At 35.4% G+C, this 14,672-nt stretch carries 14 protein-coding genes and 1 riboswitch; of the genes, 1 reads left to right on the top strand and 13 read right to left on the bottom strand.

What is annotated here, in order from left to right:
• Positions 1 to 29: 29 nt before the first annotated feature.
• The 4 genes from ACOMA7_RS01260 to ACOMA7_RS01245 are packed head-to-tail and all read right to left on the bottom strand — an operon-like array spanning position 30 to position 4,622.
• Complete coding sequence (locus ACOMA7_RS01260) at positions 30 to 521, bottom strand: dihydrofolate reductase (protein ID WP_053791792.1); 492 nt, start codon at positions 519 to 521, stop codon at positions 30 to 32.
• A 22-nt stretch (positions 522 to 543) separates the two neighbouring features.
• On the bottom strand, positions 544 to 1,494 hold the full coding sequence (locus ACOMA7_RS01255; protein ID WP_263504911.1) for a thymidylate synthase: 951 nt from the start codon (positions 1,492 to 1,494) through the stop codon (positions 544 to 546).
• A 10-nt stretch (positions 1,495 to 1,504) separates the two neighbouring features.
• A complete protein-coding gene (locus tag ACOMA7_RS01250) occupies positions 1,505 to 3,409 on the bottom strand; it encodes an ABC-F family ATP-binding cassette domain-containing protein (protein ID WP_263504912.1) in 1,905 nt (634 codons plus the stop codon).
• 4 nt (positions 3,410 to 3,413) lie between these two features.
• Entirely contained in the window at positions 3,414 to 4,622 is a 1,209-nt protein-coding gene (locus ACOMA7_RS01245; protein WP_421391489.1) for a CCA tRNA nucleotidyltransferase, read from the bottom strand.
• A gap of 128 nt (positions 4,623 to 4,750) precedes the next feature.
• Here ACOMA7_RS01245 and ACOMA7_RS01240 point away from each other — a divergent pair, with 128 nt between their 5' ends.
• A complete protein-coding gene (locus ACOMA7_RS01240; RefSeq protein WP_421391487.1) occupies positions 4,751 to 5,572 on the top strand; it encodes a phage integrase N-terminal SAM-like domain-containing protein in 822 nt (273 codons plus the stop codon).
• Here the strand turns inward: ACOMA7_RS01240 and ACOMA7_RS01235 are convergent.
• The 9 genes from ACOMA7_RS01235 to ACOMA7_RS01195 form a co-directional block, all read right to left on the bottom strand.
• Positions 5,569 to 6,831: a tetratricopeptide repeat protein gene (locus ACOMA7_RS01235; protein ID WP_421391485.1), complete on the bottom strand. Its 1,263-nt coding sequence runs from the start codon at positions 6,829 to 6,831 to the stop codon at positions 5,569 to 5,571. The genes ACOMA7_RS01240 and ACOMA7_RS01235 overlap by 4 nt on opposite strands.
• A gap of 80 nt (positions 6,832 to 6,911) precedes the next feature.
• A complete protein-coding gene (locus tag ACOMA7_RS01230) occupies positions 6,912 to 7,187 on the bottom strand; it encodes an HU family DNA-binding protein (RefSeq protein WP_034530808.1) in 276 nt (91 codons plus the stop codon).
• Positions 7,188 to 7,360: 173 nt separating this feature from the next.
• Positions 7,361 to 8,668, bottom strand: a complete 1,308-nt coding sequence (gene der, locus ACOMA7_RS01225; RefSeq protein WP_034530806.1) for a ribosome biogenesis GTPase Der — start codon at positions 8,666 to 8,668, stop codon at positions 7,361 to 7,363.
• 80 nt (positions 8,669 to 8,748) lie between these two features.
• Complete coding sequence (rpsA, locus tag ACOMA7_RS01220) at positions 8,749 to 9,966, bottom strand: 30S ribosomal protein S1 (protein WP_034533923.1); 1,218 nt, start codon at positions 9,964 to 9,966, stop codon at positions 8,749 to 8,751.
• Between the two features lie 77 nt (positions 9,967 to 10,043).
• Positions 10,044 to 10,724, bottom strand: coding sequence for a (d)CMP kinase (gene cmk / locus ACOMA7_RS01215; RefSeq protein WP_034530802.1), 681 nt, complete (start codon positions 10,722 to 10,724; stop codon positions 10,044 to 10,046).
• Between the two features lie 21 nt (positions 10,725 to 10,745).
• Entirely contained in the window at positions 10,746 to 11,312 is a 567-nt protein-coding gene (locus tag ACOMA7_RS01210; protein ID WP_054608195.1) for a LysM peptidoglycan-binding domain-containing protein, read from the bottom strand.
• 50 nt (positions 11,313 to 11,362) lie between these two features.
• Positions 11,363 to 12,808, bottom strand: a complete 1,446-nt coding sequence (locus tag ACOMA7_RS01205; RefSeq protein WP_054608196.1) for a RecQ family ATP-dependent DNA helicase — start codon at positions 12,806 to 12,808, stop codon at positions 11,363 to 11,365.
• Positions 12,798 to 13,835: a helix-turn-helix domain-containing protein gene (locus tag ACOMA7_RS01200; protein ID WP_054608197.1), complete on the bottom strand. Its 1,038-nt coding sequence runs from the start codon at positions 13,833 to 13,835 to the stop codon at positions 12,798 to 12,800. The genes ACOMA7_RS01205 and ACOMA7_RS01200 overlap by 11 nt, the downstream gene beginning before the upstream one ends.
• 3 nt (positions 13,836 to 13,838) lie before the next feature.
• Positions 13,839 to 14,411 (bottom strand): ECF transporter S component, encoded by a 573-nt coding sequence (locus tag ACOMA7_RS01195; protein WP_421391479.1) that lies wholly within the window; start codon positions 14,409 to 14,411, stop codon positions 13,839 to 13,841.
• Positions 14,412 to 14,493: 82 nt separating this feature from the next.
• A riboswitch (FMN riboswitch) is annotated at positions 14,494 to 14,614 on the bottom strand.
• Positions 14,615 to 14,672 lie beyond the last annotated feature (58 nt).

The raw sequence follows: 14,672 nt of genomic DNA, 5'->3' as shown, positions 1-14,672 counted from the left end.
GCAGCAATCCATAACCTTTCTTTATTATTTTATTTACGTTCAAATATTTCAAAACGGTATGGATAAATGTTCTTATCATCAATGATTCCTTCTTTGGTTGATACCAAATCAAATTGACTGTAATCAATTTCTGGCATTTGAGTATCACCTTCAAAGTCGTGGTCGATTACTGTCTTGTATAAACGATCAACGTATGGAAGTAATTCAGCAAAAATCTTAGCACCACCAACAACGAAAATTTCCTTATCGCTAAACTTTTTAGCAAAAGCTAGAAATTCATCTAGAGTGTTAAAGACAACAACGTCGTTAGGATATTCACTTTTATCATGACTGGTTAATACTGTGTTTAAACGATTTGGTAGTGGTCGCTTAAAACTTTCGTATGTTGTTCTTCCTGCCATGATGATTTGATGTGTGGTAGTTTCCTTAAAGTACTTCATATCAGCTGGTAGATGCCATGGCAATCCACCATTTAAACCAATAATATGATGATCTGATTCAGCCCATAAAAATGAAATCATTAGTAATAGTCCCCTTTATTATTTATACAGCAACTGGTGCCTTGATTGGATCATGGTGCTTATAATCGATTACCTTAATGTCGTCCATATCGTAATCAAAAATACTTTCCTTGTCAGGGTTTAACCATAACTTAGGAGCTTCGTATGGTTCTCTACTCAATTGTTCTTCAATTTGAGAAACGTGGTTTGAGTAAATATGAGCATCCCCTAAAGTATGGATAAATTCACCAGGTTCTAATCCACATTCCTTAGCGATTAGTGAAGTTAATAATGCGTAACTTGCAATATTAAATGGTACTCCTAAGAAGATGTCACCAGAACGTTGGTATAATTGGCAGCTTAACTTACCGTCGTTCACGTAGAATTGGAACATTGTGTGGCAAGGTGGTAACGCTACAAATGGAATGTCTTCTGGATTCCATGCTGAAACAATTAATCTTCTTGAATCAGGATTTGTCTTGATTTGATCAATTACGTTTTGAATTTGGTCGATGGTGCCACCAGTAGTGGTCTTCCATTTACGCCATTGGCTACCGTAAACAAGTCCTAAATCACCGTATTTCTTGGCAAAGTCATCATCTTCAACGATTCTTTGACAGAACTTTTTCTTTTCAGCTAGGTATTGTTTCTTAAATTCTGCATCCTTTTCAGCTCTCAAACCGAAATCGGTCATGTCTGGGCCAGTGTATTCATCTGATTCAACCCAGTTTTTAAAAGCCCATTCATCCCAGATATGGTTCTTGTGCTTTAGTAAGAATTGAATATTAGTGTCCCCGCGTAAGAACCATAATAATTCACTCTTGATTAATCCAAAAGGAACCTTCTTGGTAGTTAATAAAGGAAATCCTTCTGATAGATCAAAACGCATTTGGTAGCCAAATGTACTAATTGTCCCTGTTCCTGTTCTATCTTCCTTACGATGGCCATTTTCTAAAACGTACTTGGCAAGATTTAAATAAGCATCTTCTAACATGTCATTACCCCTATTCAACATATTCGCTTAAATATTCCCAGCGACTAATCTTTTCGTCGGACTGTTTATTTAAGTCGTCAATCTTTAATTGTGTTTCAGCTAGTTTATCATAATCATTTCCCAAATGGGTCATTTCTTCTTTCAATTGACTGATTTGTTGATCTAAATCATCAATGTCTTTTTCTAACTGATCGTATTCCATTTGTTCAGCATAAGTTAGTTTCTTCTTGGTAGTCTTTTCTTCTGCTGGTTGTTGCTCTTCTTTTTTCTTTGCAGCATGTTCAACATGTGCTTGTTTCTTTTCTGTCTTGTTTTGTTCGGCTGCTTGCTTCAAGTAGTCAGTGAACAATCCGACATGACTTTCGATATCACCATCACCGTTAAAGATTAATAGACGGTTTGCAACCTTATCTAAGAAGTATCGGTCATGAGAAACAGTAATTACAGTTCCACTAAAGTGTGAAATATAGTCTTCTAGCACCGTTAATGTGGAGATATCCAAGTCATTGGTTGGTTCATCAAGTAGTAAAACGTTTGGTTGTTGCATCAATAGTTTTAATAAATACAAACGACGTTTTTCACCACCGGACAACTTACGAATCAATGTTCCGTGCATGAACTTTGGAAATAGGAATTGTTCCAATAAGTCGGTAACACTAATCTTATTTCCAGTGTTATCTGTAACGTGTTCACCAACATCTGTTAAATAGTTAATTACACGCTTGTCTTCTGGAATTGGTTCGGTTTGTTGTGTATAGTAAGCCATCTTAACGGTTTCACCAATTTCAATGGTTCCACTGTCTAGTGGTAACTTCCCGGTAATTACGTTTAGTAGTGATGATTTACCAGCACCATTTTCACCTGAAATACCGATTCTTTCGTTTCGTTGAACCAAATCACTGAAGTTCTTCAAAATCGTCTTATTGTTTAGGGTTAGGTTAGCATCCTTAATTTCGATAACCTTTTTCCCTAGTCGTTGTTGGCCTAGGTTGATGTCGATATCTTCTTCTGTTTGTAGGTTACCAACATTTTCCTTTAGGTCATTAAAACGATTAATTCTGGCTTGTTGCTTGGTGGTTCTGGCCTTAGCACCCTTTTTCATCCAAGCTAATTCTTGTTTGTAAAGCTTTTGCTTTTTATGTTCGGCAGCAACTTCTAGGTCAACTCGTTCGGCCTTTTGTTCCAAGTAATCTTGGTAGTTACCTGTGTATTCGTAAAGACTTCCAAATGATAGTTCCCAAATCTTGTTAGCAATTTGATCTAAGAAGTATCTATCATGGGTTACGAATAGTAAAGCACCCTTATACTTAGCTAGGTATTCTTGTAACCATTCGATTGAGTCAAAATCTAAATGGTTGGTAGGTTCGTCTAAGATTAACAAATCAGGTGATTGAATTAATACTTGGGCTAAACCAACACGTCTCTTTTGACCCCCTGATAGTGTGCTAACCACTTGGTTAACGTCATCAATCTTTAGTTGGGTCAAGATGGTCTTAACGTCGTTTTCAGCATTCCATGCATCTTCTTCGTTCATCTTGGCTTCGGCATCAAGATATTGTCTTTCTGCCTTTGGATCATCTGGATGATTGGAATAGTTTTGTAAGGTTTGTTCATATCTTCTGATGGTGTTAAAAATATCCTGACTTCCGGCAAACACAGCTTCTAAAATGGTTAATGATTCGTCCAACCTAGGTTGTTGTTTTAAGTAACCAATTGTGTATGTCTTTGAGGTAATAATTTCACCAGTAGAATCAATATCTTCCTGTGATAAAACATTTAAAAGTGATGACTTACCACTACCATTGGTCCCAATTAAACCAATTCGATCTTGTTCGTTGATGATGAAATCTAGATCCTTGAATAAGGTCTTTTCACCATATGTTTTAGTTAAGCCTTCCGCTCTTAACGTTTGCATGTAATCACTCTTTCACAATTTTTTTCGCAGCTTCAATTAATTCAGCTTTTTCGTTTTGGAATTCTCCGTTCACGATTCCAGTTTCAATTGCATATAATATTTTACCCAATGCTGGACCCGGTTTGACAATACCGCTCTTAATTAAGTCGCCACCATTGACTGCAATTTCTTTTTTGTTTTTGATTGGTAAAGCATCGTATTGAGATACTAAATCTTCTTCGGATTCGGCAAAACCATACATTTTAGCAATGTGGTTAGCCAAAATTAGAAGTTCCTTACCAGTTTCATACATCGCCCATTTGTCTAAAGAATCATCCCTTAGCTTTTCTACGGCCTTTGTACAAATTTCTGTATTCTTAATGATGTCATTAGAAGCCTTCCATGACTTTAGAAAACTGGTAATACCAGTTCTATCAAGGCCAAATTCAAAAGATAGCAATGACCATACTGAAACTTCATCGGATAAGTCTAAATCATCAATCTTAGCAATTGCTTCTAATTCGTTTTGATGACTAGCAAATCCGGGAACGTATTTATACATGTCTGTATTAAGCATGTCTGAGATACCTTGCTTAGGTCTTTTGGCCATCATCATCTTAACAAATTCGGTATAAATTCGTTCTACCGCAATTTTTTCTAACAACGCACTGTTTGATTTGATTGCCGCTAGCGTTTCTGATTCGATATCAAAATCTAGTTTGCTGGCAAATCTCACCGCACGCATCATTCTTAATGCATCTTCATGGAAACGTTCATTGGGGTTGCCAACCGCTCTAATTAGATGATTTTTTAAGTCGGTTAAACCATCGAATAAATCAGTAACATCCCCGTTTTCTCTCATCGCGAATGCATTAATTGTGAAGTCACGACGCTTTAAGTCTTCCGCTAGTGATCTTACAAATTCAACTTTGTCCGGGCGTCTATAGTCTTGGTATCCTGACTCAGTTCTAAAGGTTGTAATTTCATAACCATTTTTTTCATGAATTACCATTACAGTACCGTGTTCAATTCCGGTATCCACAGTTTTTTTGAATATCTTTTTAATTTCTTCTGGGTAAGCACTCGTTGCGATATCAACATCATGAATGTCTAGTCCTAATATTGTGTCACGAACACTTCCGCCAACAAAATAAGCTTCAAAACCAGCATCTTCAATTTTTTGCATCACTGGACGAGCTTTTTTAAATTCGTTCGGTAAGTTTTCTATCTTCATCTTTATACCTACTCTCAATACAATCTATATTAAATATTAACAGATTAGCATTACAATTTACAGATTGAAGTTTGCTAACTTTAGTGCTGTAATAGGAATAAATAACTATTAGGAGTTGAACTAGCCAAATGTCTAATGATTATCCATATCAAGATACTTTTGAGATTGATTTACAGAATAAAGGATTAGCAAAAGTAACTATTAACGAATACACCAAAATCCTTTCTGACATGTTTGACTACCTATCCGATTTCAATAAGGGCTATCAAGAAAATCATAAAGTTAGTAACTTGTTTAATCGTGATATTGAAGAATACCTTCAAATGCTTTTAGACGAACGCAAAATCAACCATAACACCTATAACAAGGTCCTATCACACATTAATGTCTATTTTAACTACCTGTTCACCCATCAATTGAATAATAATTTACCGACAATTGATATTAAGGGCTTAAAACACGAACCTAAGAGTGAATTAGATACTTCCTGGTTAGATAAGCTAAATGACATTCTAACTGACGCAAACGTCCATTTTTACGCTAGAATGACCGTTTTATTAATTAGTAAGGGATTCAAATCTGAGGAGTTCCTCCAACCTGGTTTTTATCGATTATTTAATCAGATTACATTCTCTGATGAAGAAAAAGTGTTCATCAACTTATTTGATAAGTTCATTGAGCCAATTCAGTTAAAGCAAAACAGTCAAGATATCTTTTTAAAACAACGACTTACTAAGGATCCACACATCACTTCTGCTGGATTGCATAAATACCTAACCCCTAGTGAACAATATCTAGGATTTTCACTTAGCCCATCTGAACTATTCAAGAGTTATGTCGTTGATTTTATCAAAAAAAATCCAGACCTAAGTGACTCAAAACTATCAAGTCAATTAAATCTGGATTTATCATCGATTAATTACTACAAAGGATTAATCAAAAAAGACTAATCATCCATGTATTCATCAAGCATAAATGCAGCTTCATCATCATTTGGTTGAAGTTGAACATACTTTTTAAGAAGTTCATACGAATTATCGCGATCACCATATTCACGGAAGAATAATGCTGCTTGTTTTAAGAAACTAGCATTATCATAGAAATATGGCTTGGCTGCTAGGTAATTCTTGTGAGCTTCTTTTAGTTTATCTAACTTGTCGTATGAAACGGCTAGGTTCCAGTAGAATTGTGGATCCAATTCGTGGTTTTCAATGTAACTATTCAACAATTTAATGTTTTCTTCATAGTCTTCCTTGGCAACCAATAGGTTAGACATTTCCAAGACAATTTCAATATCGTCTGGATCAATTTCGTTTCCTTGTTGTAGGTATCCCAATGCTTCATCGTTTTCGGAAAGCTTAAGTGCTTCACGGGCTGTCGCTAAGAATAGCTTTTCGTTGTATTGGTCAACGCTTAGCCCTTCTTGCAATACACGATATGCTTCTTCTTGTTTATTTACGGCATCTAATGCTTGTCCCAAGTATGGGTAAAGTGTTGCGTATTGAGGATCTGAATCACGAAGTTCTTCAAATAAATCAATTGCTTCGTCGTATTCCTTTAGTTGTAGGTAAGTGAACGCTGTTTCGAACTTAACGTCTGAAGACATATCAATTGTCTTAATTTGCTTTAGGTATCCAATTGCATTTTCAAAGTTACTGTCATTAGCGTATGAAATCCCAATTCTTTCAACAATGTTAACAGCTGATAGATTGGTAATTCCCTCTTTGATCAAACTTAAATACAAAGGAATAGCCTTATTGTATTCACCAATTGTGTAATACAATTCCGCCAACGCAAATGTGATTACTTCCTCGTCAGGTGCTAATTTTTTAGCTTCTAGCAGCTTTTCACGGCTAACTTCAAATAACTCCTGAGTTTGGTATAAGTCGGCTTGAACCATCAAAGATTGAAGATAAGCAGGTGAATCTTTGCTAATCTTGCTTAATTGTTCCAAAGCTTCATCAGTATTACCTTCACTGATTAAAATATCAGCGATGTCGGTTCTTAGTTCGTCTTCATCAGGGAACTTCTTCAATAGCTTTTCATATAGTTCCTTGGCTTGGTTGGTGAAACCATATGAGTATAGTTCTTCAGCAAGTGAGTACACCATTTCATCGCTATCATGGTGTAATGCTAGATTATATTGTTTATTAAATTCATCGATTTTTCCTTCTTCAAGGAATTCTAGTGCTTTTTGTGAGTAGCTCAAAAATCTCGCTCCTATCATTTAAAACATATGAAAAAAGGCCAGCCCGTAAAACGGACTAGCCTAATTATAGCATACTGTTATTATTTAACAGCATCCTTTAAAGCCTTACCTGGTTTGAATGCAGGTACTTTGCTTGCAGGAATTTGAATTTCTGCACCAGTTTGAGGGTTACGACCCTTACGAGCAGCACGTTCACGTACTTCGAAGTTACCGAAGCCGATTAATTGTACCTTTTCGCCCTTAGCCAAACTACCTTGGATTGAATCAAATACAGCATCAACTGCTGCAGTTGCATCCTTCTTAGTTAAACCAGTTTTAGTAGCAACACTACTTACTAATTCTGCCTTGTTAGCCATGTGTGTTTCACCTCCCACAATGTTCGGAAAACAATCTATGCTTTTCGACTTATGTAATCACAACAAATTAATGTCATTACATTTATTCAAGATATCACATAAATGCCCGCAATTCAACGATTTTTAATATTTTTTAGCATAAAACATTAAAATTTTTTGCTAAATAACCTTTATTACTTACGTTTTCTAGAAATGATTTTAATCGGAGTCCCAGAAAAGTCAAAGTGTTCTCTAATTTGATTTTCGATATATCTTCTATATGAGAAATGCATTAGTTCTTCATCATTTACAAAGATAACAATGGTAGGTGGTTCACTGGTAACTTGGGTTGCGTAGTAAATACGTAACTTTCTACCATTGATACTTGGTGTTGGTGTCATGGCAATTGCATCCATCAATACATCATTTAGCATTGATGAAGAAATACGCTTAGCGTGGTTGTCATAGACACGTTTGATCAAGTCAGGAATTTGGCTTAGACGTTGCTTAGTCTTAGCTGAAACAAACAAGATTGGAGCATATGATAGGTATTGGAATTGACTTCTAATCCCTGCTTCAAATTCTTGTTGCGTCTTACTGGTCTTCTTCAAAGTATCCCATTTGTTAACAATGATAATGACACCTTTCCCACCTTCGTGGGCATAACCAGCAATACGCTTGTCTTGTTCACGAATACCTTCTTCAGCATTTAAAACGATTAAGGCAACATCACTATTATCGATGGCTTTCATCGCTCTCATTACTGAGTATCTTTCAGTATTTTCGTAAACCTTACCACGTTTTCTTAATCCGGCAGTATCCACCATGGTGAATTCTTGACCGTCTTGTTCAAATTCAGTATTAATGGCATCTCTAGTTGTTCCGGCAACGTTTGAAACGATTACTCTATCTTCACCTAAAATGGCGTTAACAAGTGAAGATTTACCAACATTAGGACGTCCAATCAAACTAAACTTGATGTTGTCGTCATTTTCTTCTTCTGTTTTTTCATCGAAGTTCTTAATAACTTCGTCCAATAAGTCACCTAGACCTAATCCATGGGCACCAGAAATTGGATATGGATCGCCAAATCCTAAGGAATAGAAGTCATAGATGTTAGCGCGACTTTCAAAGTTATCAACTTTGTTAACTGCTAAAACGATTGGCTTATTGGTTCTGTATAAAATTCTGGCAATATTATCATCAGCGTTAGTAATTCCTTCTTTTCCATTAACCATGAAGATAATTACATCAGCTTCATCAATTGCGATTTCTGCTTGTGCAGTGATTTGTTTAACGAATGGTTGATCACCGATTTCAATACCACCGGTATCAATCATACTAAATTCGTGTCCTAACCATTCACCGTGAGAATAAATTCTATCTCTGGTAACACCAGGAGTATCTTCAACGATAGAGATTCGTTCCCCAGCAATACGGTTAAAAATTGTTGACTTTCCAACGTTTGGTTTTCCAACAATTGCAACTGTAGGTAAACTCATTTAATATTCACCCTTTCTTTCATAATGAAAAAAATATCCTTCACCAAAAAATGAAGGATATTTTTAAAGATTATAATATATTATTGATTATCTTCGTCTAATCCTTTACCAACAATGTCACCTAAAGTGAATCCATTTTCTTCTTCAGGAGCATTTTCAGTAGCATTATCAGTAGCTTCGACATGTTCACTTGAATCTTGAGCATTTTCTGGTTCAGGTTCAAGAGCACGTAATGATAAAGCTAAACGATGTTCACTTGGGTTAACATCTAAAACTTTAGCATCAACAGTTTGACCAACCTTTAATACATCAGAAGGTGTATTAACATGTTTGTGTGAAATTTGAGAAATGTGAATTAACCCTTCAACACCAGGAATTACTTCAGCAAAAGCACCAAAATCAACTAATCTCTTGATAGTTGCCTTTACAGTACTACCTTGAGGAGCTTTTTCTTCAATTTCATCCCATGGTTGTGGCTTAGTTTGCTTGATTGAAAGTGAAATTCTTCCACGTTCCTCGTCCATAGCAATAACCTTAACTTTAACGTCTTGGCCATTTTCTAGAACGTCAGCAGGCTTGTTTACACGTTCGTATGAAATTTCTGAAACGTGAACTAGTCCGTCGATACCACCAAGGTCAACGAAAGCACCGAAATCAGTCATACGTGCAACTTTACCTTCAACAACATCACCAACATTTAGCTTGTCCATAACTTCTGAACGAGCTTCTTCTTGGTTCTTAGCTACAACATCACTGTGTGAAAGAACTAATCGGTTCTTTTCAGGAACGATTTCAACAATCTTACATTCGAATTGTTGACCGTTGTATTGGTTTAAGTTTCTTACAAAGTGGTTAGTAATCATTGATGCAGGGATAAATCCACGTACACCAGCGTCTACTACTAAACCACCACGTACTGCGTTTTGAACAGTAACAGTAATAGTTTCATTGTTTTCAGCTTTTGCCTTTAATTCGTCCCAAACCTTACGTTCTTCTAAACGACGAATTGATAGAAGGAAGCTTCCACCTTCTTTATCATCACCGATACGTGAAATTACAACAAATTTACCTTTGTCGCCAACTTTAAATTTGCTTTCAACGTCATCAACAGGTTGTGAGGATAGTTCACGACGAGGAACAACTCCTTCAACCCCGGTGTTGTCAATACCAATAATTAATTGATGATCCTTGTCAAAGGCCAAAATTTCACCACTGACAACATCGTTAATATTAACTTGGTCCACACTATCCAAGGCTTCTAATAAATCTTTGTTTGTTTGTTCATCTGATTCACTCATCTGATATTTCCTCCTTGAGACTACTATAACTTACATTCTAGACTATGTTATTAATAAAATCTAGTTTAATGATTAAATTATAGTGTTTGTTTTTTTGTTATTTCATCAGAGATGGCATCAACCACTTGATCAATTGACATCGAAGTAGTGTCAATTTCTTTTGCATCAGCAGCTTTTGTCAATGGAGACACGGCTCTATGAGAGTCTTTGTAGTCTCTTTCTTCAATTTCTTTTTTCAATTGTTCTAGTGGAACATGAATACCCTTTTCGGCATTATCTTTAAAACGACGATCAGCTCTTTCATCAACACTAGCAATCAAGAAAATTTTAACTTCAGCATCTGGTAAAACTGTTGTTCCGATATCTCTACCGTCCATAACAATACCACCCTTAGCTGCAATATCTTGTTGTCTTTGAACAAGTTCTTTTCTAACTGCACCTAGACTAGCAACAGTTGATACGTTATTAGTAACATCTTCTTGTCTAATATCGTTAGTAACTTCTTGTCCATCAAGGAAAACCTTTTGTTGTTTTTCCCCAGGTTCAAAAGTAATTTCAGTATCATTTAACATGTCTAAAATCACTTTTTCGTCATCCAAAGGATATCCTAATCGTAAGGCCTTTAGAGTAGTTGATCTATACATTGCACCAGTATCACAGTAAATGTATGAAAATCTTGCTGCAACTAATTTGGCAACTGTACTTTTTCCAGCAGATGCTGGTCCGTCAATCGCTACTTGTAACTTACTATTATTCATAAACTTAAACACCACTTAATTTTATTTTACTAGAATCTTTTGGCCGTTTCTAACCTTGTTAGAATCAGCAATACCGTTAATTCTCATTAGACTTTGAACACTTGTACCGTACTTCTTAGCAACACGGTATAAATCAGTCATACCATCTTGGCCAATAACAGCGTATCCACTGTTGTTAGCAGTTGTTGATTGGTTGGTAGTTGTTGTTTGATTTTGTGTGTTATTGCCATTAGTTTGACCTTGAGTATTATTGTTTGAGTTATTCATTGTGTTGTTCATGCTTGATGAACTGCTCATTGCTGAAGAACTACTCATTGAACTTGAGCTAGACATCATTGAACTTGAACTTTCTTTATCATTATCACTTGATTTCTTCTTTGAAGACATTGAAGAAGATGATGAAGAATTAGTTGTTGTAGAGTCAACATTGTTGCTACCACTTGGACTACTAATCATTCCGTATACTAGAGCAAATAATCCAATTACTACTAGGATTGTGATTAAAACGATTGCAACTGTCTTATGTCCTCTATGTTTTCTTCTACTTTCTACTCTTGAAAAATTACTGTAATCGTCGTTATTATTCAAAATAATGACCTCCTAATAATATCTTATGTCTTAATTATACATGAATTTTACTATTTAGAAAAAAGAGTTTGAATAATACTTTGCCATTTGACATTCTGTGGCCGCGAATTCAAGCTTTTGCTTTCTTGAACTAAATCCATCTGTTCTAATTGTAATTGGGTGTCTTCTCCATTACAACAATTTTCATCGTGTTCAGAAAAAATTTCGTTAAAGTATCTAAGTAAAAATGCACGCTTACATCCCTTTGTTTTCACATAACCCAACATTTGGTTTAAGGATGTTACTAATTCGTTTCTTCTTCCCTCAAATATATTAATTACTTCGTTTTTCGTAAAACCACTTTGAAAATAATAGTTAATGAGATTGGCTTTTTCGTCCAATTCATTGTTTTTCAGTTGTTGATAATGATCATAAAAGAAGTTAATCATATCCTCACTTGGAATTGTGTCATCAATAAATCGATATTGTAAAATTTCGTCTTTTTCTTTATACAAAATAACTGAGATGCTTTGTTTACCATCCCTACCAGCTCTTCCCATCTCTTGGACGTATGATTCCAAATTAGCGGGCATGTGGTAATGAATGACAAATCTGATGTTATCCTTATCGATTCCCATTCCAAATGCACTTGTGGCACAAATTATATCAATTTGGTCACTAATAAACTGATGTTGAATTCGATATCGACTATCAGCATCTAAATCAGCATGGTAAACCTCAACGTTTAATTTGGTTTTTTCTTTTAACCACTCACAAACTGCGTTAGCAACCTTCTTACTAGAGAAGTAAATAATCCCTGGCTTCATCAATTTATTCACTAGGTATAGCAAGTGATCATTTTTATCCTCATTACTAGTAAACGTATCAACGGCCAATGCAATGTTAGGTCGATTCGTCGAGTACTTAATCGTTTCTACGTTTGGTAAACCAATTTTTTCTTTAATGTCTGAAACGACATCATTAGATGCGGTAGCAGTCAGCATTAAGGCAGTCGGATGATTTAAACTGATGATTATCTCCTTTAAGTTTAGATACTCAGGTCTAAAATCTGGTCCCCATTGATTAATACAGTGCGCCTCATCTACCACAAATAAAGAAATTTTGTGCTGCTTAAAAGCATCTAATACATCTGAATTAGACAACATCTCTGGTGAAACGTAAACGTACTTGTAGTTATTTAAATTATTGATGACTCTTTTGCGATCAACCCAAGAAAGATTAGATGTTATCGCGACCGTTTGTTTTTCACCCAGGTACCTCATTCTATCAACTTGATCTTGCATTAATGAAATAAGCGGAGATACCACGATTACCATCCCATTAACCATCTTACCAACGTATTGATAAATAAGGGTCTTACCCGTACCTGTTGGCAACACGCCTAATGTATCCTTACCATCTAGGATTGATTGGATAACCTCTTTTTGCCCAGAACGAAAGTCATCAAAGCCAAACCATTTCTTTAGATGTTTCTTTAATTCTTCATCACTTAACATCTTGTTTGCTCCTTAATATTTGATAGATTCTGAACTCAAAAAAATTGATATCTGTGCTTTCACTGATCTGACGATATTGCCAATCATCAATTGGCAGGTTATCAAAAGATCGGCGTAATGTTCTTTCATCTTCAGCACTAACGATTTTAGTGTAAGGAAACTTACTTTCCGGTAACCAAATTGCCATCTCTAATAGATGTTCTCTCACAGTTGATAACTTTACGCTTAGGTTATTAGCGATTTGATCTAGCGTATTACCACTAACAAATTGTTTATACGTTTGAATCGCATGATGGTTCATCTTTAAAGTTCGCACGTCGTTTATCAATGGTAATAATAACTGATCATCATCATTAATAATATAGTTAATAAAATCGACCCAACCATCGTATTCCATGAAGAATGCTTCAACATTTGAAATGCCCAGGCTATCCGCCAATTGACAGTTTGTCATTCCATAAACATCATGGCCAATCATTTGTTGAGCAATGATATTAGCCTTCTTCTCATCGACTTGTGATAAGTACTTGGTTAAATAATCTTCTAGTCGACTTACGATTTCTGCCTTATTTTGAATAAACCATCTTTTAACAATCATCGCGCTCTTCATATCTGTTTTAACTGGATAATAGTTCTTATTTTGATAGCTATATTCTGAAACAGATTGAATGGCCAATAATATTCTTGCCTTAAACTCATTTACATCATAATCATATTGATACGATGTGTTCTGTAATATGTAAAAGGATTCCTTTACAGAATCCTTTTTAATTTGACCCTTTGTGGTCAATTGATACTGAAATTCATCAACTTGTTTTGCTAGACCGTCAATGATTAACTTTTTGAGTGATCCGTTGATAGAATTTAGATCATATGTTTTTAGAATTGCTGAGTATTGTAAGATACCGTAACGCATTGCCCAGAAAAGTGTTGAAACGGTTCTTTTCCCGTTTAGCAAGTTTTGAATTAGTTTAATTCTTCTTGGTTGCGTCGATGATAGAAGCAATAACAGCAAATCTTTGTTCATTGTTTATCTCTTTTCTTTATATTTTTCCCATGCATTGCTTCTGTTATATACAATCACGAAGACAATACCAATGAATAATCCCTTGATAATGTTAAATGGTGCGACTGTGTATAATACAGAATCCAATAGGCTAAAGCTCAATTTAAACCCAGTTAAATTGATGTATAGTGGTGTAATCACAAAATAGTTCAATACACTCATAACTAGAGCTAACATGACTGTTTCAAACAGAACCATAATAACGTATTTAGCGTGGTTTTGAACTAATTTATTAACCAATGTAACTGATAACACGATTGTTAAACTAGCGACTAATAACGCTGAAATTCCAATCAGATTAATCAAAGAAACACCGGTAAAGACGAAGTATAGTACCGCTCTTAGCAATGCTACGATCAAACCACTACGAGTTGATAATAACACAGTTGCTAAAAGAATTGGGATATCACCAAAATCTAACTTCATGTATGGTGCCATTGGTAAGATAGGCACTGAAAGATAGGTCAATAGATATGCCAATCCTCCTAAAATAGAAACCTGAACCAGGTTCTTCAAACTAAAACGACTACTTAACATAATAAATCCTCCATATGAGGAATATCTTCAAAAAAAGCCCATTGATCCATCGAAGACCAATGAGCTTTTTGCGTACTCAAAAAGAGATCTTCTTTATACCAGACTGTACTGTCGGCTTTGGAATTTCACCAAATCAACTATCAAACGATAGGTAGCGGGCTGTAACCGCCGGTCGGGAATCTAACCCTGCCCTGAAGATAAACCAATTTTTATTTTTTCAAGAACGATTATAGCAAAAAAGGCCTGTTTTAAACAAGCCTT

This window comes from Apilactobacillus intestinapis, assembly GCF_049166695.1.
In the GTDB taxonomy this organism is placed as follows: domain Bacteria; phylum Bacillota; class Bacilli; order Lactobacillales; family Lactobacillaceae; genus Apilactobacillus; species Apilactobacillus kunkeei_C.
The sequence above is the reverse complement of the archived record's forward strand: the minus strand, read 5'-3'. Positions and strand labels throughout refer to the sequence as shown.

Coding starts and splice junctions, on each gene's coding strand:
- cmk (WP_034530802.1), bottom strand. CDS start 10,724: ATGAATAATAGTAAGTTACAAGTAGCGATTGACGGACCAGCATCTGCT.
- ACOMA7_RS01195 (WP_421391479.1), bottom strand. CDS start 14,411: ATGTTAAGTAGTCGTTTTAGTTTGAAGAACCTGGTTCAGGTTTCTATT.
- ACOMA7_RS01230 (WP_034530808.1), bottom strand. CDS start 7,187: ATGGCTAACAAGGCAGAATTAGTAAGTAGTGTTGCTACTAAAACTGGT.
- ACOMA7_RS01255 (WP_263504911.1), bottom strand. CDS start 1,494: ATGTTAGAAGATGCTTATTTAAATCTTGCCAAGTACGTTTTAGAAAAT.
- ACOMA7_RS01260 (WP_053791792.1), bottom strand. CDS start 521: ATGATTTCATTTTTATGGGCTGAATCAGATCATCATATTATTGGTTTA.
- ACOMA7_RS01240 (WP_421391487.1), top strand. CDS start 4,751: ATGTCTAATGATTATCCATATCAAGATACTTTTGAGATTGATTTACAG.
- ACOMA7_RS01205 (WP_054608196.1), bottom strand. CDS start 12,808: ATGTTAAGTGATGAAGAATTAAAGAAACATCTAAAGAAATGGTTTGGC.
- rpsA (WP_034533923.1), bottom strand. CDS start 9,966: ATGAGTGAATCAGATGAACAAACAAACAAAGATTTATTAGAAGCCTTG.
- ACOMA7_RS01245 (WP_421391489.1), bottom strand. CDS start 4,622: ATGAAGATAGAAAACTTACCGAACGAATTTAAAAAAGCTCGTCCAGTG.
- der (WP_034530806.1), bottom strand. CDS start 8,668: ATGAGTTTACCTACAGTTGCAATTGTTGGAAAACCAAACGTTGGAAAG.
- ACOMA7_RS01250 (WP_263504912.1), bottom strand. CDS start 3,409: ATGCAAACGTTAAGAGCGGAAGGCTTAACTAAAACATATGGTGAAAAG.
- ACOMA7_RS01200 (WP_054608197.1), bottom strand. CDS start 13,835: ATGAACAAAGATTTGCTGTTATTGCTTCTATCATCGACGCAACCAAGA.